The organism is Rhodococcus sp. BE178 (assembly GCF_050433545.1).
Taxonomy (GTDB): Bacteria; Actinomycetota; Actinomycetes; order Mycobacteriales; family Mycobacteriaceae; genus Prescottella.
On record NZ_JBNPXA010000018.1, the window covers coordinates 105,224 to 121,389 of the forward strand.

General features: G+C 68.3%; 19 protein-coding genes. 10 read left to right on the forward strand and 9 right to left on the reverse strand.

All coding sequences use genetic code 11. The features are described 5' to 3' along the window. Positions 1 to 82 precede the first annotated feature (82 nt). The 3 genes from J2X34_RS24905 to J2X34_RS24915 all read right to left on the reverse strand — a co-directional run bounded on the left by J2X34_RS24905 (position 83) and on the right by J2X34_RS24915 (position 2,968). On the reverse strand, positions 83 to 1,510 hold the full coding sequence (locus J2X34_RS24905) for a condensation domain-containing protein (RefSeq protein ID WP_429520025.1): 1,428 nt from the start codon (positions 1,508 to 1,510) through the stop codon (positions 83 to 85). Between the two features lie 136 nt (positions 1,511 to 1,646). Continuing rightward, positions 1,647 to 2,060, reverse strand: coding sequence for a SufE family protein (locus tag J2X34_RS24910; RefSeq protein ID WP_174912029.1), 414 nt, complete (start codon positions 2,058 to 2,060; stop codon positions 1,647 to 1,649). Further along, positions 2,057 to 2,968, reverse strand: a complete 912-nt coding sequence (locus J2X34_RS24915) for a sulfurtransferase (RefSeq protein WP_114721878.1) — start codon at positions 2,966 to 2,968, stop codon at positions 2,057 to 2,059. The genes J2X34_RS24910 and J2X34_RS24915 overlap by 4 nt, the downstream gene beginning before the upstream one ends. 128 nt (positions 2,969 to 3,096) lie before the next feature. Between J2X34_RS24915 and J2X34_RS24920 the strand changes: the two genes are divergently transcribed. Continuing rightward, positions 3,097 to 3,483 (forward strand): group III truncated hemoglobin, encoded by a 387-nt coding sequence (locus J2X34_RS24920; protein WP_174912026.1) that lies wholly within the window; start codon positions 3,097 to 3,099, stop codon positions 3,481 to 3,483. 7 nt (positions 3,484 to 3,490) lie between these two features. On the opposite strand, the gene J2X34_RS24925 is transcribed toward J2X34_RS24920, so the two are convergent. From J2X34_RS24925 to J2X34_RS24935, 3 genes are read right to left on the reverse strand one after another with little or no spacing between them, the layout of a single operon-like run. Further along, positions 3,491 to 4,135 (reverse strand): Maf family protein, encoded by a 645-nt coding sequence (locus tag J2X34_RS24925; protein ID WP_174912023.1) that lies wholly within the window; start codon positions 4,133 to 4,135, stop codon positions 3,491 to 3,493. Between the two features lie 16 nt (positions 4,136 to 4,151). Further along, entirely contained in the window at positions 4,152 to 4,490 is a 339-nt protein-coding gene (locus J2X34_RS24930; protein ID WP_174912020.1) for an acyl-CoA carboxylase subunit epsilon, read from the reverse strand. Then, positions 4,487 to 6,127 carry an acyl-CoA carboxylase subunit beta gene (locus J2X34_RS24935; protein ID WP_114721882.1) on the reverse strand — a complete coding sequence of 547 codons (1,641 nt, stop codon included), beginning with the start codon at positions 6,125 to 6,127 and terminating at the stop codon, positions 4,487 to 4,489. Before J2X34_RS24935 ends, J2X34_RS24930 begins: the two co-directional genes overlap by 4 nt. Before the next feature lie 140 nt (positions 6,128 to 6,267). Between J2X34_RS24935 and J2X34_RS24940 the strand changes: the two genes are divergently transcribed. Continuing rightward, positions 6,268 to 7,101, forward strand: a complete 834-nt coding sequence (locus J2X34_RS24940; RefSeq protein WP_429520026.1) for a biotin--[acetyl-CoA-carboxylase] ligase — start codon at positions 6,268 to 6,270, stop codon at positions 7,099 to 7,101. A 3-nt stretch (positions 7,102 to 7,104) separates the two neighbouring features. Here J2X34_RS24940 and J2X34_RS24945 read toward each other — a convergent pair whose 3' ends face one another. Beyond that, positions 7,105 to 7,524, reverse strand: a complete 420-nt coding sequence (locus J2X34_RS24945) for a DUF7144 family membrane protein (RefSeq protein WP_114721884.1) — start codon at positions 7,522 to 7,524, stop codon at positions 7,105 to 7,107. A gap of 233 nt (positions 7,525 to 7,757) precedes the next feature. Here J2X34_RS24945 and J2X34_RS24950 point away from each other — a divergent pair, with 233 nt between their 5' ends. Genes J2X34_RS24950 through J2X34_RS24970 form a run of 5 tightly spaced genes read left to right on the forward strand, consistent with a single transcriptional unit; the run spans position 7,758 to position 12,185 of the window. Further along, complete coding sequence (locus tag J2X34_RS24950) at positions 7,758 to 8,333, forward strand: HdeD family acid-resistance protein (RefSeq protein ID WP_174914886.1); 576 nt, start codon at positions 7,758 to 7,760, stop codon at positions 8,331 to 8,333. 42 nt (positions 8,334 to 8,375) lie between these two features. Continuing rightward, positions 8,376 to 9,488, forward strand: coding sequence for an AI-2E family transporter (locus tag J2X34_RS24955; RefSeq protein ID WP_429520020.1), 1,113 nt, complete (start codon positions 8,376 to 8,378; stop codon positions 9,486 to 9,488). Positions 9,489 to 9,534: 46 nt separating this feature from the next. After that, positions 9,535 to 10,128 carry a PH domain-containing protein gene (locus tag J2X34_RS24960; RefSeq protein ID WP_114721887.1) on the forward strand — a complete coding sequence of 198 codons (594 nt, stop codon included), beginning with the start codon at positions 9,535 to 9,537 and terminating at the stop codon, positions 10,126 to 10,128. A gap of 38 nt (positions 10,129 to 10,166) precedes the next feature. Further along, a complete protein-coding gene (locus J2X34_RS24965) occupies positions 10,167 to 10,847 on the forward strand; it encodes a response regulator transcription factor (RefSeq protein WP_114721888.1) in 681 nt (226 codons plus the stop codon). Between the two features lie 12 nt (positions 10,848 to 10,859). Further along, positions 10,860 to 12,185, forward strand: a complete 1,326-nt coding sequence (locus J2X34_RS24970; RefSeq protein WP_114721889.1) for a sensor histidine kinase — start codon at positions 10,860 to 10,862, stop codon at positions 12,183 to 12,185. On the opposite strand, the gene J2X34_RS24975 is transcribed toward J2X34_RS24970, so the two are convergent. Beyond that, the gene (locus J2X34_RS24975) at positions 12,182 to 12,793 is read right to left on the reverse strand and encodes a GtrA family protein (protein ID WP_429520021.1); all 612 of its coding nucleotides are present in this window, start codon (positions 12,791 to 12,793) and stop codon (positions 12,182 to 12,184) included. The genes J2X34_RS24970 and J2X34_RS24975 overlap by 4 nt on opposite strands. 131 nt (positions 12,794 to 12,924) lie before the next feature. Here J2X34_RS24975 and J2X34_RS24980 point away from each other — a divergent pair, with 131 nt between their 5' ends. The 3 genes from J2X34_RS24980 to J2X34_RS24990 all read left to right on the forward strand — a co-directional run bounded on the left by J2X34_RS24980 (position 12,925) and on the right by J2X34_RS24990 (position 15,948). Beyond that, complete coding sequence (locus J2X34_RS24980; RefSeq protein WP_114721891.1) at positions 12,925 to 14,190, forward strand: 5-(carboxyamino)imidazole ribonucleotide synthase; 1,266 nt, start codon at positions 12,925 to 12,927, stop codon at positions 14,188 to 14,190. A 69-nt stretch (positions 14,191 to 14,259) separates the two neighbouring features. Continuing rightward, the gene (gene purE, locus J2X34_RS24985) at positions 14,260 to 14,733 is read left to right on the forward strand and encodes a 5-(carboxyamino)imidazole ribonucleotide mutase (protein WP_114721892.1); all 474 of its coding nucleotides are present in this window, start codon (positions 14,260 to 14,262) and stop codon (positions 14,731 to 14,733) included. A 30-nt stretch (positions 14,734 to 14,763) separates the two neighbouring features. Further along, entirely contained in the window at positions 14,764 to 15,948 is a 1,185-nt protein-coding gene (locus J2X34_RS24990; RefSeq protein ID WP_114721893.1) for a sensor histidine kinase, read from the forward strand. Here the strand turns inward: J2X34_RS24990 and J2X34_RS24995 are convergent. Next, on the reverse strand, positions 15,945 to 16,166 hold a 222-nt coding region (locus J2X34_RS24995), incomplete at its 5' end, for an integrase core domain-containing protein (protein ID WP_429520022.1). The genes J2X34_RS24990 and J2X34_RS24995 overlap by 4 nt on opposite strands.

The following is a 16,166-nucleotide window of genomic DNA, read 5'->3' on the forward strand; positions in this document are numbered from 1 at the left end:
CATCGGAGTGTAGGCACCAATCCGATAGACGATGTAACCGGATAGCGCTTACACATTAAGGGCTGTGGTCGTCGCCGCAACCCTACTGACCAGTAGTGGTGTGGATACCCGCGGCGACCGCCGGTGCGACGGTGCGAGCCGGTTCCTCGGTCGGAACCACCTCCAGCAGGGCCCGCCGGGCCCGCGCCAGGAAGAGCATGACCGCTTCTGTGGCGGCCGGCGTTCCCGGAAACCGGGCGGACACGTTGACGCCGTGGGGCGTTCGATTCACCCAGACGTACACGTCGTGTGTGTAGTGGCGGCTGCGCAGAGCCCGGGCCTGCACCTCGGGCCACTGCTGCGCCATCGGGACGAAGCGGACATCCATGTACGACACGACGAATCGGGGCCGGATCGGCGTCGCGAGGATCTCCTCCACGCGGGCGAAGGGCACCTTCGCCGCCGACTTCGTCAGCGACACCGCGGCAGCAGCACGCGCGGCGGACTCCGCGAAGTCCTCGGCGCCGGCGATGTCGAACTCGATGGGGGACAGGCCCACGAACCAGCCGAGCGACGTCGCCCAGTGCGGATCATTGCGTGTGTGCACCGGGGTCACGGTCCGGAACACCGTGTTGCCGGTCAGTTCGGTACTGGCCTGCGCCAGGCACGCAAGGACGCCGGCGAAGAAGTTCTGACCGGCGCGGTGGCACACCGTGTTGAACGCCGCGGCTTGACGGGCATCGAGCACCCACTCCGAGACCGCGCGCTGCGCGACCCGATTCTCCGGCCGCGGACCCAAGTCGAGTGGGAAATCCGACAGCCGGCCCTTGCTGCGCACGAACGCCGTCCGCCAGCACTCGACGGCGGGGTGCCGGTGATCGATCGTTGCAGCGGAGGCACGCTCCTCGGCGCCGAAATCGATGTAGCTGCCGGCGGGAACCAGATCGGACGGGCTGCCCGTCAGCGCCTCGGTGTACAGGCGGCTGATCTCGTGCGCGACCAGCACCACCGACAGTCCGTCGATCAGCGAGTGGTCCGCGGCGAAGAACACCGTGCACCCCGGCTCGGGGTCGGAGTGCTCGAGCGTGACGAACAGGTAGGCAGGCCAGCGGTGCGGCGAGGTGAGCTCGTCGAACAGGTCGTGCACGCGCTCGAAGACCGTGTCGGCGTCGAACTCGTACTCGTGACGGACCTCGTTGAGATCGATCTGGTCCGCGTCGATCGTGTACCTGCGGATCCGGCCGTCGGACAGCAGCTCCGCGTGGCTCCGCAGCGGCTCGTGCCGCGCGATCCATGCGCGGACCGCGGTGCGGAAGGCGTCGTGATCGAGCGGCTCGGGCAGGCGGAAGGCGGTGCCGAGCCAGGACTCGCGGCCGTCGTCGTGGGTGCTGTCCGCGGTCCGGCGCAGGTGCGCCTCGTGGATGTAGGAGGCGGGACGGCCGTCCTCCACCCACCCGGGTCCCGCTTCGGGTAACCACTCGGTGAGCATGCCGGCGGAGATCGCGTAGTCCGCGAGCTCGGTGAATTCCATCGTGGAGAATCCAGTCTCTTGTTCCGCCGCGGTGGCGGCGGTGAAGATCGTCACAGTCGAGGTTGTCGGGGAGGGTCGCTCCCCGGTGCATTGCTGTTTCGGGTGATGTGTCAGGTGTTACGCGAAGTGCACGCGATCAGTTGCGGAGGTGCCGCTTGATCCGTGCGAGCATCGCGCTCATGCCGCGCAGCCGCAGGGGGCTGACAGCGTCGGCCAGGCCGAGATCCGAGTAGAAGTCGTCGGGAACCGCGAGAATCGTTGCGGCGCTGTGCCCGTCGAGCCCCTGGTGCAGGATCGACGCGAAGCCCCGCGTCGTCGGGGCCTCGGCGGGAGCGCTGAAGTACAGCCGCACCTTCTCCCTGTCCGCGCTGTCGACGAACAGGAACAGCGGCGACTGGCACTCCGGCACCGGCTCCATCGCGCCCTGTTCGAGCTCGGCGGGCAGCGGTGCCAGCTCGCGACTGAACTCGAGCAGCAACTGCAGCTTGTCCTGCCCGTCGACCGCCGCGAAGTCGTCGACGATCTCGGTGAGGCTCTCGGGCAGGCTCACGACGCCACTTCCGCGGGCGAACCCGGCACGACACCCGGCTCGTCACCCTTGACGATCGGCACGCGCACGACGTTGCCCCACTCGGTCCACGAGCCGTCGTAGTTGCGGACGCTCGGGAACCCGAGCAGGTGGGTGAGGACGAACCACGTGTGGCTCGACCGCTCACCGATGCGGCAGTACGCGACGACGTCGTCGTCGTGCGAGAAATCGGCGTAGATCTCCTCGAGCTCCGGGCGGCTGCGGAAACGCCCGTCCGGCGCCGCGGCCCGCGCCCACGGGATCGAGATCGCGGTCGGGATGTGACCGCCGCGCAGCGCACCCTCCTCCGGGTAGTCCGGCATGTGGGTGCGCTCGCCCGTGTACTCCTGCGGGGACCGCACGTCGACCAGCGGGCCCGCCCCGAGGTGCGCGAGCACGTCGTCCTTGAACGCCCGGATCGAGGAGTCGTCGCGCTCGACCACCGGGTACTGCGTGGGCGCCGGCATCGGCACGTCGAGCGTGGTGTCCCGGTTCTCCGACAGCCACGCGCCACGGCCGCCGTCGAGCAGGCGGACGTCCTCGTGGCCGAACAGCGTGAACACCCACAGCGCGTACGCCGCCCACCAGTTGCTCTTGTCGCCGTAGATGATCACGGTGTCGTCGCGTTCGATGCCCTTGCGGCTCATCAGGTCGGCGAACGCCTCACCGTCGATGTAGTCGCGGGTGACCGGATCGTTGAGGTCCAGGTGCCAGTCGATCTTGACCGCGCCGGGGATGTGGCCGATGTCGTACAGCAGGACGTCCTCGTCCGACTCCACCACCTTCACACCGGGGGCGCCCAGGTTGACGGACAGCCACTCGGTCGAGACGAGTCGCTCCGGATGGGTATACGCAGCGAACGCGGGATTGGGGTCGGGCGCGACGGGCACGGGTGGGCTCCTGAGGCTGACGAGGGTGGAGGGTTGTCCGTCACCAATTCTAGGTGGTGGCCCGATTCACAGGGTGGGCGATATCGCCCCGGCCGGTTCGGCGCTACCGACGGGTACCGTCGGGCCCCGTGACGAGTCCCGCCGACCCCTCTGGCGATCTGGCCACCCGTGCCGACGTCGATCGCCTGTTGCGCGCGTTCTACCAGCGCGCACTCGTGGACCCCGTGCTCGCTCCCGCGTTCGAGACGCTCGCAGTTGTCGGACTCGACGAACACCTACCCGTGGTCGGCGACTTCTGGGAACAGATCCTGTTCCGCACCACGCGCTACCAGGGCAGCTTCACTGCCGTGCACGAGGCTTTGAACCGTCAGCACGGGCTCGCGGGCGAACGGATGGAGCGCTGGCTGGAGTTGTGGTGCGCAGCGGTGGACGAGCAGTTCGCGGGGCCGGACGCCGAGCGGGCCAAGGCGAAGGCGCGGGCGATGGCAGGGTCCCTGCAGCGAGGGTGGAAATGAGCTGGGGCTAGCGCACCAGCGCGTTCGCAGCCCACAGTTCGGCGATCGAGACGCCGACGTCGGACAGGAGTCGCCGGACCAGCGGCAGGCCGATCCCGATGACGCTCGACGGATCGCCCTCGAGTCGTTCGACGAACCAGCCGCCGAGACTGTCGAGGGTGAAGGCGCCGGCCACCGTCAGAGGTTCACCGGTCGCGAGATACGCCTCGAGATCCTCGGCCGACGGGTTCGCGAAGTGCACGACGGTGCCACTGTGATCGGCCGCGTCGGCGATGATCGCGCCGTCGGCGATCCGCAGGACGCTGTGCCCGGTCAACAGGGTTGCGCTGCGGCCCGCCATCGACTGCCAGCGTCGGCGCGCGACGTCGACGGTGTGCGGTTTGCCCTGCAGTTCACCGTCGATGAGAAGCATGGAATCGCACCCGATCACGACGGCATCGGTGATGCCGTCGGCGACCAGGGCGGGAATCACGTCGCGGGCCTTGGCCTCGGCGAGCGTGGTGACGACCAGTTCGGGAGCCGCGGACGGGCCCAGACGGTCGATGATGGCGTCCTCGTCCACACCGGACACTCGGACGGTCGGCTCGACCCCGGCGCCCCGCAGCACGGACAGCCGTGCCGGGGACGCCGAGGCGAGAACCAGATGGGTCACTGCGTGAGCCGTTCGATCAGAACGGACGCGGCGCGACCGGGTTGCCGAACGAGTACGGCGAGAACGGCGCGCGAACCCGGTGCATGCGGGTCGGTGCACCCCACGTCTCGGGCGGCCGCTGATCGGACACGGCGTCGCCGGCCGAAGCAGCTGCCGCGGACAGGACCGCGACGAGTGCCGCGATGTCCTGATCCGTCGGGTTGCCCTTGACGATCGTGATCACGGGACCCTGCGACCCCGCTGCGACGTCGGGCTCCAGACCTGCGACAGCTTCAGCCAACGCGGCTCCTTCGAGCGAGGACGCGTCCAGCAGCTCGGCGTCGGCGAGTACTTCTTCCCGGGTGGTCGCTGTCATAGGGGGATGTTCCCATGCTTCTTGGGCGGAAGTGAAACCATCTTGCGCTCCAGCAGGCGCAGAGCGGAGACGATCTGTCCGCGGGTGTGCGACGGAGGAATGACCGCGTCGACGTAGCCGCGCTCGGCCGCGACGTACGGGTTCACCAGGGTGTCCTCGTACTCGGCCTGCAGCTTCAGGCGCAGTGCGTCGACGTCCTCACCGTTCTTGGCGGCCTCGAGCAGCTGCTTGCGGTAGACGAAGCCGACGGCGCCGGACGCGCCCATGACCGCGATCTGTGCGGTCGGCCACGCCAGGTTGACGTCTGCGCCCATGTGCTTGGAGCCCATGACGTCGTACGCGCCGCCGTACGCCTTGCGGGTGATGACGGTGATCTTGCCGACCGTGGCCTCACCGTACGCGTACAGCAGCTTCGCGCCGCGGCGGATGATGCCGTTGTACTCCTGCTCGGTGCCGGGCAGGAAGCCCGGGACGTCGACCAGGGTGATGATCGGGACGTTGAACGCGTCGCAGGTACGGACGAAGCGCGCGGCCTTCTCGGATGCGTCGATGTCCAGGCAGCCCGCGAACTGCATGGGCTGGTTGGCGACGATGCCGACGCTGCGGCCGTCGACGCGACCGAAGCCGACGATGACGTTCGCGGCGCGCTCGGCCTGCACCTCGAGGAACTCGTCGTCGTCGAGCAGGCGACGGATGACCTCGTGCATGTCGTACGGCTGGTTCGCCGAGTCCGGGATGATCGTGTCCAGCTCGAGGTCCTCGGGGGTGAGCGAGTCCTCGATGGAGCCGTCGATCGGGTCGGACGGTGCCAGGCGCGGGGTCGCGGCCTGATTGTTGCTCGGCAGGTAGGACAGCAGGTCCTTGACGTAGTCGAGGGCGTCCTGCTCGCCGGAGGCGACGTAGTGCGCGACACCGGACTTGACCATGTGGGTCCGGGCGCCGCCCAGGTCCTCCATGGTGACGTCCTCACCGGTCACGGTCTTGATGACGTCGGGGCCGGTGACGAACATCTGGCTGGTCTCGTCGACCATCACCACGAAGTCGGTCAGCGCGGGGGAGTAGACGTGGCCGCCGGCCGCCGGGCCCATGATCAGGGAGATCTGCGGGATGACGCCGGACGCCTGGACATTGCGGTGGAAGATCTCGCCGTACAGGCCGAGCGAGACGACGCCCTCCTGGATACGCGCGCCGGCGCCCTCGTTGATGCCGATCAACGGGCGGCCGGTCCTGATCGCGAGGTCCATGACCTTGACGATCTTCTCACCGTAGATCTCGCCGAGGCTGCCGCCGAACACGGTGGCGTCCTGGCTGAAGACGCAGACGTCGCGGCCGTCGATGGTGCCGTAGCCCGTGACGACGCCGTCGCCGACGGGGCGGTTGTCGGCGAGGCCGAAGTTGGTGCTGCGGTGGCGGGCCAGGGCGTCGAGCTCGACGAACGAGCCCTCGTCCAGGAGCGCGGTGATGCGCTCGCGCGCCGTCAGCTTGCCCTTCGCATGGACCTTCTCGACTGCGGCCTCACCCATCGGCTGCATTGCCTGCGCCTGGCGGTTCCGCAGGTCAGCGAGCTTTCCCGCCGTCGTGTGAATATCCGGGGTATTCGCCGCCTCCGCCGCGGCTGGCTCCTGCACACTGGTCATGGGATGTGAGCTTAACCAGGTCTCCGAGGCCTCCGTCGAGTGAGGTCTGGTTGCGTTGAATTATTCAACCTAAGCTACTGACGAGTCACATTCCAACCGTGTCCCCGGGCGCATTCTAGGCTGGTCGAATGGCTGGAGACATGTGGACCGATCTCACCCGACCCCCGCTGAACGCCGACGCGCTTCGGCGCGCGCTCGTTCGTGACGCCGGGGGTGACCCGGATGCGTTCTGGGCGCGGGTCGACGTGGTGGCCGAGACCGGTTCCACCAACGCCGATCTGCTGGCCCGGCCGCGGGACGCCCACTACGCACGCAGCGTTCTCGTCGCGGAGTACCAGTCGGGCGGCCGGGGCCGGCACTCGCGACCGTGGGTGAGCGCACCCCGGGCGCTGATCACCGTGTCGGCGGTGCTCGACATGCCGGGCATGGACCTCTCCGACATCGGATGGCTTCCGCTGCTCTCCGGGATCGCGGTGGTCGACACGTTGCGCACCATCGCGGAGGTCGATGCGGAACTCAAGTGGCCCAACGACGTTCTCATCGGCGGGAAGAAGGTTGCCGGCATTCTCGCGGAAGTTGCCGCCACGGCACCGGTGCCGACGGTGGTCATCGGGATCGGGTTGAACGTGAGTCTGACCGAGGACGAGTTGCCGGTGCCGACCGCGACCTCGCTGCTGCTGGAGGAGGCTGCCGTCACCGACCGCGACATCCTGGTGCGGGCGGTGCTCCGGGAGTTGGCGCGACGCTGGCGGGAGTGGCAGTCCGTCGGGTGGCGAGTGGAGGACCTCGCGGCGGCGTACCGGCAGCGGTGCGGAACGCTCGGACGGCTGGTGCGCGCCGAGCTTCCCGGCGATCGGGAACTGGTCGGGATCGCGACCGACGTCGACGTCGAAGGACGAATCGTGATCGAGGCAGACGGTGAGTCGCCGGTCGCGGTGTCGGCCGGCGACATCACCCATCTGCGATCGGTGTGAGCGTCAGGCGCGCTCGGTGTCCCACGTGGACACGGCCCAGATCACCACGATGTCGAGCGCGATGATCAGGATCGACCACATCGGGTACCACGGGATCCACAGGAAATTCGCGATGATCGACAGTGCCGCGATGATGATGGCGGTCACCCTCGACCACGTCGCACCGGTCAGCAGTCCCAGTCCGACGAGGACCACGACGATGCCGAGGATCAGGTGGATCCAACCCCACGTGGTGAGGTCGAACTGATAGACGTACTCGGGGCCGACGACGAAGAAGTTGTCGTCCGCGAGTGCAGAGATTCCCTGGAAGATCTGCAGGATTCCGACTGTCATGAGAATGATCGCGGCGGCGATCGACGCTCCCGCAGCGAATCCCTGTTTGGCGCCGCCCGAACTGTGGGTCGTCGGTGTGCGATCCGTCATCGCAGTTCCCCTTTCGATCGGTCGAGAAGACATCGCTGGAGAAGCCACTCCATCAGCAGGAGTGTCGTACCGAATTCTGCGGGGAACCTCACCCGCTGCGGGTGAAACCGCGCAGAATCGCAGTCGGAACCACAAAGTCGTTCATCGCTGGCAATCGTGTGAATTGCTGCTACTTTGACGCTCATCCACGATTCGCGTGACGCGGAGGGAAAACGATGAATGGTCAACAAGGCATGTCGGCGGGATCGGACGAAGTCTGGGTCGGTGATTCCGGGCAATTTGAAACTGCTCGGCGGTTTCTCACCGGACTGACCGTCGTATTCGGTCTGCTCACGCTCGGCCTCGGAATTGCGATGCTGGTCTGGCCCGACGCGACCCTGGTGGTGGCGGCCGTCCTCATCGCGATCCAGGTCTTCGCGTTCGGCATCATCCAGATCGTGCGGTCCTTCGCCGAGGTCGGCGCCCCGACCGCGGCGCGCACCCTGACCGGCCTGTCGGGTGCTCTCGCGGTCCTGCTGGGCTTCCTCGTTCTCCGCAGTCCGCTGCAGACGCTCGTGATCATCGCGCTCGTCATCGGTGCATGGTGGGTGTTCCGCGGTGTCCTCGACATCGTTGCCGGAGCGTCGGAGGTCCCAGGCAACCGCGCGGTGGGCATCGTGTTGGGCATCATCAGCGTGGTGGCCGGCGCAATCGTGCTGCTCCAGCCCGAGCTCTCGCTCGGGGTCTTCGTGATCGTCGTCGGCGTCTGGATGATCCTGTACGGCATCATCGTGGTCGCCGCGGCGTTCCTCGCACGACGTACGAGCTGATCCGCCAGGACCGAACCGGTCCTCGCCGCGAGCGGAGGTCGGATGGCACGCAGGAACGATCGGCAACCGCCCGCTCCGACGAACCGCTCGGACTGGGCGATCCCACGCGGCCTGATCGTTCTCCTCGCCATCGCCGCCGGCGTCGTCGCCGTGACCGGGATGAAGGCCTTCTCCGGCGTGCTGGGCCCGGTGTTCCTCGCACTGATGCTGACGGTCGGCGTCCAGCCCATTCAGGAGTGGGTGCGCCATCGGGGCTGGCCACGCTGGATCGGGATGCTCGGCGCCCTGGTCGCGGTGTACGCGATCCTGCTCGGTCTCGTGGGAGCGCTCGCGATCTCGGTCGCGCAGCTCGCGACGCTCCTCCCGCAGTACTCCGACGACGCACAGCAGCTGCTCGACCAGGTCGAGCAGCGGTTGGAACAGCACGGCATCGGATCGGACCAGATCCAGAACGCGCTGTCGGGCATCGACTTCGGTAAGGCGGTCGGCTACGCGGAGGCTCTCGTCTCGGGCCTGCTGGGCGTGTTCTCGAACCTGTTCTTCATCCTCGCGCTGCTGCTGTTCATGGCATTCGACGGTATGTCGATGCACGATCGGCTGGCCGTCGTCGCCCGGTACCGGCCCGAAATCGCTTATGCCATCGAAACGTTCGCTTCGGGAACCCGCAGCTATCTCATCGTGTCGACGGTGTTCGGGTTGATCGTCGCGGTGATCGACGGCCTCGCGTTGTGGTGGCTCGGCATTCCGCTCCCCATCCTGTGGGCCCTGCTGTCGTTCATCACGAACTACATCCCGAACATCGGGTTCGTGCTGGGACTGATACCGCCCGCACTGCTCGGTCTGCTCGAGGGCGGACCGAAACTCGCGATCATCGTGATCATCGCCTACAGCGTCATCAACGTCGTCATCCAATCGGTGATCCAGCCCAAGTTCGTCGGCGACGCCGTCGGGCTGTCGGTGACGACCACGTTCCTCGCCCTCGTGTTCTGGGGGTGGGTGCTCGGCCCGCTCGGCGCGCTGCTGGCGATTCCGATGTCGCTGTTGGTGAAGGCGTTCTTCATCGACATCGACCCGTCGACGCGCTGGGCCGATGTGTTCATCAAGGGCGCCCGGGAGGTCGAGCGGCCGCCACCGGAGGAACCCCGGAGTCCGTGAACCGTCGGACGTCCTGTCGGCCCGCCCGACCTGGCACACTCTTCGCATGGGTTATCCGCAGGACGCGCTGGCGGCGGACGAGGAGCTGGTGCTGCACCGGCATCCGCACTGGAAGATGCTCGTCGCCCCGGCCCTGATCTTCATCCTGGTCACCGCGATCGCGGGCTTCGCGGCGGGGATCGCACAGTCGCAGCTGAGTGGCGGCGCGGTGACCGTGGTGCTCCTCGTGATCGCCGCGGTGTGGCTCGCCGTCGTCGGATGGCGCGTTCTCGTCCCGGTGCTGCGGTGGAACTCGACGCACTTCATCGTCACCGACCGCCGGGTGATGATTCGGCACGGCGTGATGACCCACACCGGAATCGACATCCCGATGAACCGAATCAGCAACGTGCAGTTCCGTCACGGCCTGGTCGACCGAATGCTGCGGACCGGAACCCTCGTCATCGTCTCGTCGTCCGACGATCCGCTCGAATTCGACGACATTCCGGAGGTGCAGAAGGTGCATTCGCGGCTGTACCACCAGGTATTCGATTCGACGTCCATGCATCGGGACGAGTACCGGGACGACCGTCACCCGGGGCCGGGACGGGCGCCGGACGACTCCGGAGACGACGGCCGGAATTTCCGGAAAGGCTGGTAATGGAACCGCGCCGGCTAAACCGACCGTAGGCTGTCGTCGTGACCGCTGTACTACTTGCCGAAGATGACGAGGCCATCGCTGCGCCGCTGTCGCGTGCACTCGGACGTGAGGGCTACACCGTCACGATCGAACAGACCGGGCCGTCCGCGCTCGATCGTGCGCTCACCGGTGACTTCGAGCTCCTCATCCTCGACCTCGGTCTACCCGGAATGGACGGACTCGAGGTGTGCCGCCAGCTGCGTGCGCACAGCCTCGATCTCGCCGTGCTCATGCTGACCGCGCGCACCGACGAGGTGGACTTCGTGGTCGGTCTGGACGCCGGCGCCGACGACTACGTCGGCAAACCGTTCCGTCTCGCCGAGCTGATGGCACGGGTTCGGGCCCTGCTCCGCCGCAGTGGCAGCGGGGAGGACGTGGCCGTCGAGGTGGCCGGTATCCGCCTCGAGCCCGCGGCCCGGCGAGTGCTCGTCAACGGGTCCGAGGTCGCGCTCGCCAACAAGGAATACGAGCTGCTGCGTGTGCTGCTCGAACATGCCGGTCAGGTCGTCTCGCGCGACACGATCCTGCGCGAGGTGTGGGGCGACGTCGAACTGCGCGGATCGAAGACACTCGACATGCACATGTCCTGGCTGCGCCGAAAGATCGGTGACGAGGGAGCGGGCGCCGATCGCCGGATCGCGACCGTGCGTGGCGTCGGCTTCCGCATCAACACCGACTAGGTTTCCCGCGCCGTGCGCCGCAGAATCCTGCAATCGATCCTCGCCGTCGTCATCTTCACGGGGCTGCTGCTCGGTGTTCCACTGATCTATACCGCGTGGCTGTGGGTGGAGGACTTCACTCGCAGCGACCTGCAGGGTCGGCTCGACCGAATGGCCGCCGAGATCATCGTGCAGGAGGGTGCCTCCGGCGTCGTCGAAGGCGGACTCGACACGACGGGGCTGCGGCTGGTCGTGCCGGAGGGCGGCAAACTCGTGGTCGTATACCCGACACCGGAGGAGGGGGCGTCGCGACTCGACATCGGCGCGGAATCGGTGCCGTCACCGCTCGTCGAATCCCTCTCGATGGGGACGTCCGGGTCGCTGCGCCTCGAGGTGCCGTCGGATCGGATGCGGACCCTGCAGCGTCAGGCGGTCGGTGCGGTGACCCTGCTGGTGCTCGCGTCGATCGGCGCCGGAGCGGGCGTGGCCGTCGTGACCGCGAAACGTCTCGCCGATCCGCTCAAGGACGTCGCCGACCGCGCCGCCCGGCTCGCGGAGGGCGACTTCCGGCCCGACTCCCGGCGTCACGGGATCCCCGAACTGGACCGCGTGTCCGACGTGCTCGACTCGGCGACGGTCGAGATCGCCGGGCGCCTGCAGCGCGAGCACGCGCTCGTCGGCGACGTCTCCCACCAGTTGCGCAGCCGCCTCACCGCCGTGCGACTGCGGCTCGACGAGCTGTCCGGGCACCCCGACCCGGCGGTGGTCCACGAGGCCGAGGAAGCGATGGCGCAGGTCGACCGGCTCACCGTCGCGGTGGACGATCTCGTGCGGTCCTCGCGGGCCAGCGGTGCCGCGGACCGGGAGCCGGTGTCGGTGGTGGGGGAGCTCGCGAGCGTCGTCGCCGACTGGCAGGGGCCGTTCAAGGACGCGGGCCGGGTGCTGCGGTTGCGCGGCGAGCCGCGGTTGACGTCGTCGGCGACCGGATCGCGCCTCCGGGAGGCGGTGTCCGTGCTGATCGACAACGCCCTCCAGCACGGCGCAGGCACCTGCACGGTGTCGGTGCGTCTGGTGTCCGGCCCGGTGGGCCGCGAAGCCGGCAAGGACTCGCGGGTGTGCGTCGAGGTGTCGGACGAGGGGGAGGGCGTGAGCGACGAGCTGGCGCCGCACATCTTCGACCGGGGCTTCTCGGGTGCCGGGTCCACCGGCGTCGGACTGGCGCTGGCGCGGGCCCTCGTGGAGGCGGACGGCGGCCGCCTGGAACTGCAGCGCCGACGGCCCGCCCTGTTCGCGGTGTTCCTCGCCCCGGTCAAGGACGATGCGCCGACCCGGGTGGTCGGGATCCACGAACCGCGCTAGGGGCGGGCGGGGTCCTCGCCTGCGAGTTCGATCGGCTCCGGCTGCGCGATCGCCTCGTGCTCGGTCGTCGCCGCGATCGCGGCGTTCGCTGTGGTCACTGTGTTCACTGTGGTCACTGTGTTCACTGTGTTGTCCTCGGGGAACACCCACCGCCGGAACGACCAGAACCGGAACACCATCTGGAGCAGGTTGCCGATGATGTAGTTCAGCACGAAGTCGACCACCACCAGCGCACCGAAACTCATGGACGTCCGGATGTCGAAGACGTTGTTCGCGATCCACAGCGGTGCCGCCGCGATGAGGACACCGATGCCGCTGATCGTGAAGAAGAGCAGCGCCTCGTGATGGCGCTCGCGCCCGCCGCGATGCTTGAACGACCACTCGCGGTTGAGGACGTAGCTCAGGATGGTCGCGACCACGCCGGAGAGGACCTTCGCGACCACGGGCTTCTGCTCGAGGATCGTGAGGCTCAGGGAGTAGAAGATGGCGAGGTCGACCACCATGGTCGTGCCGCCGACGATTGCGAACTTGATCAATTCGTGGTGGCGAAGAACGATGGCTCTGAACGGCTGTGGAACTCGGCTCATCGCCGCGTCGACGAAAGACACAACATCGTATTCTACGAACCCGGGATCTCGATCGATGCAGCGGATCGTCCATTATCAGGTTCTTCACAGGTTGACACCGTCGATGACCTCGGAAGAACCGGTCCGAGGTGAACGTGACACCATGGTGTGTCGTGACCGGCAAATCTGATTCCGAACCTCGCCCCGCGCCTCCTCGCGATCTCCCCAGCGGTATGCCCGTGGTGACGATGATCGGTGGTGGCCAGCTCGCGCGCATGACCCACCAGGCCGCGATCGAGCTGGGACAGACGCTGCGGGTGCTCGCGGGCAGCATCGACGAGCCCGCCGCTCAGGTCAGCCCCGACGTCGTCCTGGGCAGCCACACCGACCTCGCGGCTCTGCGTAAGGCAGCGCTCGGCTCGAACGCGCTGACGTTCGACCACGAGCACGTCCCCACCGAGCACCTCGACGTGCTGGTGGCCGAGGGCGTCAACGTGCAGCCGCCGCCGCAGGCGCTCGTGTATGCGCAGGACAAGTTGGCGATGCGTCGCAAGCTCAGCGAGATGGGCGCCCCGGTCCCGGCCTTCGCCGCGGTCACCTGGGCCGAGGACGTGGTCCGCTTCGGTGCCGAGCACGGCTGGCCCATCGTCCTCAAGGCTGTGCGCGGCGGCTACGACGGCCGTGGCGTCTGGATCACCGACGACTCCGACGAGGCCGAGGCCATCGTCACCGAGCAGCTCGACAAGGGCGTCGAGCTCATGGTCGAGCAGGCCGTCGACTTCACCCGTGAGCTGTCCGCGATGGTCGCGCGTTCGCCGTTCGGGCAGGGCGCGTCGTGGCCCGTCGTCGAGACGGTGCAGTTGAACGGACAGTGCGCTGTCGTCCTCGCGCCCGCGCCCCAGCTGTCGGGCGAGCGAGCGTCCGAGGCCGAGCAGCTCGCGCTGCGGATCGCTGCCGAGCTGGGTGTCGTCGGATCGATGGCGGTGGAGCTGTTCGAGACCACCGACGGCCGGCTCGTCGTGAACGAGCTTGCGATGCGCCCCCACAACTCGGGTCACTGGACCCAGGACGGTGCGCGGACGTCGCAGTTCGAGCAGCACCTGCGCGCGGTCCTCGACTACCCGCTCGGTGACACGTCGCCCCTCGCCCCGGTCACGGTTATGGCGAACGTCTTGGGGGCACCGACTGCGCCCGTCATGAGCATGGACGAGCGTCTGCACCACCTGTTCGCACGGATGCCCGACGCGAAGGTGCACCTGTACGGCAAGGGTGAGCGCAAGGACCGCAAGATCGGGCACGTCAACGTGCTCGGCGGGGCCGACGGTTCGCCGGACGACCCGCAGTACGTGGCGGCCGTGCGCGAGCGCGCGCAGCGGGCGGCGCACTGGCTGTCGCACGCCGAATGGACTGACGGGTGGGATGAACATGGGCGGGAATGACACTGTTCGGAACGAGCACGGGAGCGACACGAAGTGACTGAATCGAACGGGCCCGCAGTCGGGCTGATCATGGGCAGCGACTCGGACTGGCCGACGATGGAGGCCGCCGCCGAGGCGCTTGCCGAGTTCGGTGTCCGGTTCGAGGTGGGTGTCGTGTCCGCGCACCGCACGCCGCAGCGCATGCTCGACTACGCCCGCGACGCCGCAGCTCGGGGACTCAAAGTCATCATCGCGGGCGCCGGCGGTGCCGCGCACCTGCCGGGCATGGTCGCGTCGGCCACCCCGCTGCCGGTGATCGGCGTGCCCGTCCCGCTGAAGTACCTCGACGGCATGGATTCGCTGCTGTCGATCGTGCAGATGCCCGCGGGCGTCCCGGTCGCGACCGTCTCGATCGGCGGCGCGCGCAACGCGGGCCTGCTGGCCGCACGCATCCTCGGTGCGTCGGATCCGGCCCTGCAGCAGCGGATGGCCGCCTTCCAGGCCGGTCTCGAGCAGATGGTCCTGGAGAAGGACGAGGCGCTGCGCGCCAAGCTGCTCGGCTGACCGGTTCGATCCGGGTTCTAGGCTGACGGCATGGCCCGGTTCCCCCTGAGCGAGCGCTGGTATCGCTGGAGCGCCGCCCACGCGGTCGGAATCGACCGCGTGGAGGCGGTGCTCCTCACGTTGGTGTGCCTGCCGAACGCGCTCATCGACGGCAACGCCGTCAGCGTCGCGGTGACCCTCGGGATGACGCTGCCGCTGGCGTGGCGTCGGTCGCGGACCGTGATCTCGGGCTTCGTCGTCGCGGCATTCGCGGTCGCGCACCTGGTGCTGATCCCGGACACGTTGCTGCCGAGCGCATTCGCGGTGCCGGTCGCGCTGTACGCGTTCGCGGCGTACACGCCGCGGTGGAGCAGCTACACGGCGCTGGCGATCGCGATCCTGGGCGCCGCGGCGGCCGGGGCCGAGTACTTCGCGTACGAGGGACGCGGCTGGGAACAGGCCGTGATCACCGCGATGTTCCTCATCGTGTTCGTCCTCGCGGTGTGGGCGTTCGGCGACCTGCGGCGGGTGCGCATCCAGGAACTCGAGGGCCTCGCCGAGCGGGCGCGACTGCTGGAACTCGAACGCGCCCAGGAGGCGGAACTCGCGGCCGTCAACGAGCGCACCCGCATCGCCCGCGAGATGCACGACATCGTCGCGCACTCGCTCACCGTCGTCATCGCGCAGGCCGACGGCGGCCGCTACGGCGCCGCGCAGGATCCGCAGGCCGCGATCGATGCGCTCGAAACCATCTCGTCGACGGGCCGGCAGGCGCTCACCGACATGCGGGCGCTGCTGTCGGTGCTGCGCGAGGATCGGCCCCGCGAGTTCGCGGCCATGCCCGGCGCCGGTGACATCGGGGGATTGGTCGCCGAGCTGCAGCGTGGCGGACTCGACGTCGACCTGCACGTGACGGGCGAGCCGCGCGAGTTGTCGACCGGCACGGGTCTGACGGCCTACCGCATCGTCCAGGAGTCCCTCACCAACGTCCTCAAGCACGCCGGGCCGGGGGCGGTGGCGCGCGTCGAGGTGAACTGGGGTGGCGACGAACTCGAACTCGTCGTCGACGACGACGGCCGTGGCGGCGCGGCGGCCCTGATCGACGCGTCCCCGGGCGGGCAGGGCGTCATCGGCATGACCGAACGCGCCAAGCTGCACGGCGGCAAGCTCGTCGCGGGCCCGGTCCCGGGCGGCGGCTATCGGGTGCGCGGCCGTTTGCCGTACGTCGCGCCCTAGGTGTAGTTCCCGGGGACGTTGTGGACGCCGACGCGGTCGATGGGTGACTTGCCGCCGATCCCGGTGTGGGGTCGGTGGTGATTGTAGTGATGCATCCACTGCTGGTAGGTCGCTGCGCGAGCCGCTTCGGAGGTGTAGGTGTCAACGTAGGCCCATTCTGCGGCGAGGGTGCGGTTGAACCGTTCAACCTTGCCGTTGGTCTGCGGCCGATAGGGGCG

What these genes read in the sequence shown, in the direction of transcription:
- J2X34_RS24905 (WP_429520025.1), bottom strand. Translation starts at nt 1,510, where the DNA reads ATGGAATTCACCGAGCTCGCGGACTACGCGATCTCCGCCGGCATGCTC.
- J2X34_RS24945 (WP_114721884.1), bottom strand. Translation starts at nt 7,524, where the DNA reads ATGACGGATCGCACACCGACGACCCACAGTTCGGGCGGCGCCAAACAG.
- J2X34_RS24930 (WP_174912020.1), bottom strand. Translation starts at nt 4,490, where the DNA reads ATGACAGCGACCACCCGGGAAGAAGTACTCGCCGACGCCGAGCTGCTG.
- J2X34_RS24955 (WP_429520020.1), top strand. Translation starts at nt 8,376, where the DNA reads ATGGCACGCAGGAACGATCGGCAACCGCCCGCTCCGACGAACCGCTCG.
- purE (WP_114721892.1), top strand. Translation starts at nt 14,260, where the DNA reads ATGGGCAGCGACTCGGACTGGCCGACGATGGAGGCCGCCGCCGAGGCG.
- J2X34_RS24950 (WP_174914886.1), top strand. Translation starts at nt 7,758, where the DNA reads ATGTCGGCGGGATCGGACGAAGTCTGGGTCGGTGATTCCGGGCAATTT.
- J2X34_RS24990 (WP_114721893.1), top strand. Translation starts at nt 14,764, where the DNA reads ATGGCCCGGTTCCCCCTGAGCGAGCGCTGGTATCGCTGGAGCGCCGCC.
- J2X34_RS24935 (WP_114721882.1), bottom strand. Translation starts at nt 6,127, where the DNA reads ATGACCAGTGTGCAGGAGCCAGCCGCGGCGGAGGCGGCGAATACCCCG.
- J2X34_RS24960 (WP_114721887.1), top strand. Translation starts at nt 9,535, where the DNA reads ATGGGTTATCCGCAGGACGCGCTGGCGGCGGACGAGGAGCTGGTGCTG.
- J2X34_RS24940 (WP_429520026.1), top strand. Translation starts at nt 6,268, where the DNA reads ATGTGGACCGATCTCACCCGACCCCCGCTGAACGCCGACGCGCTTCGG.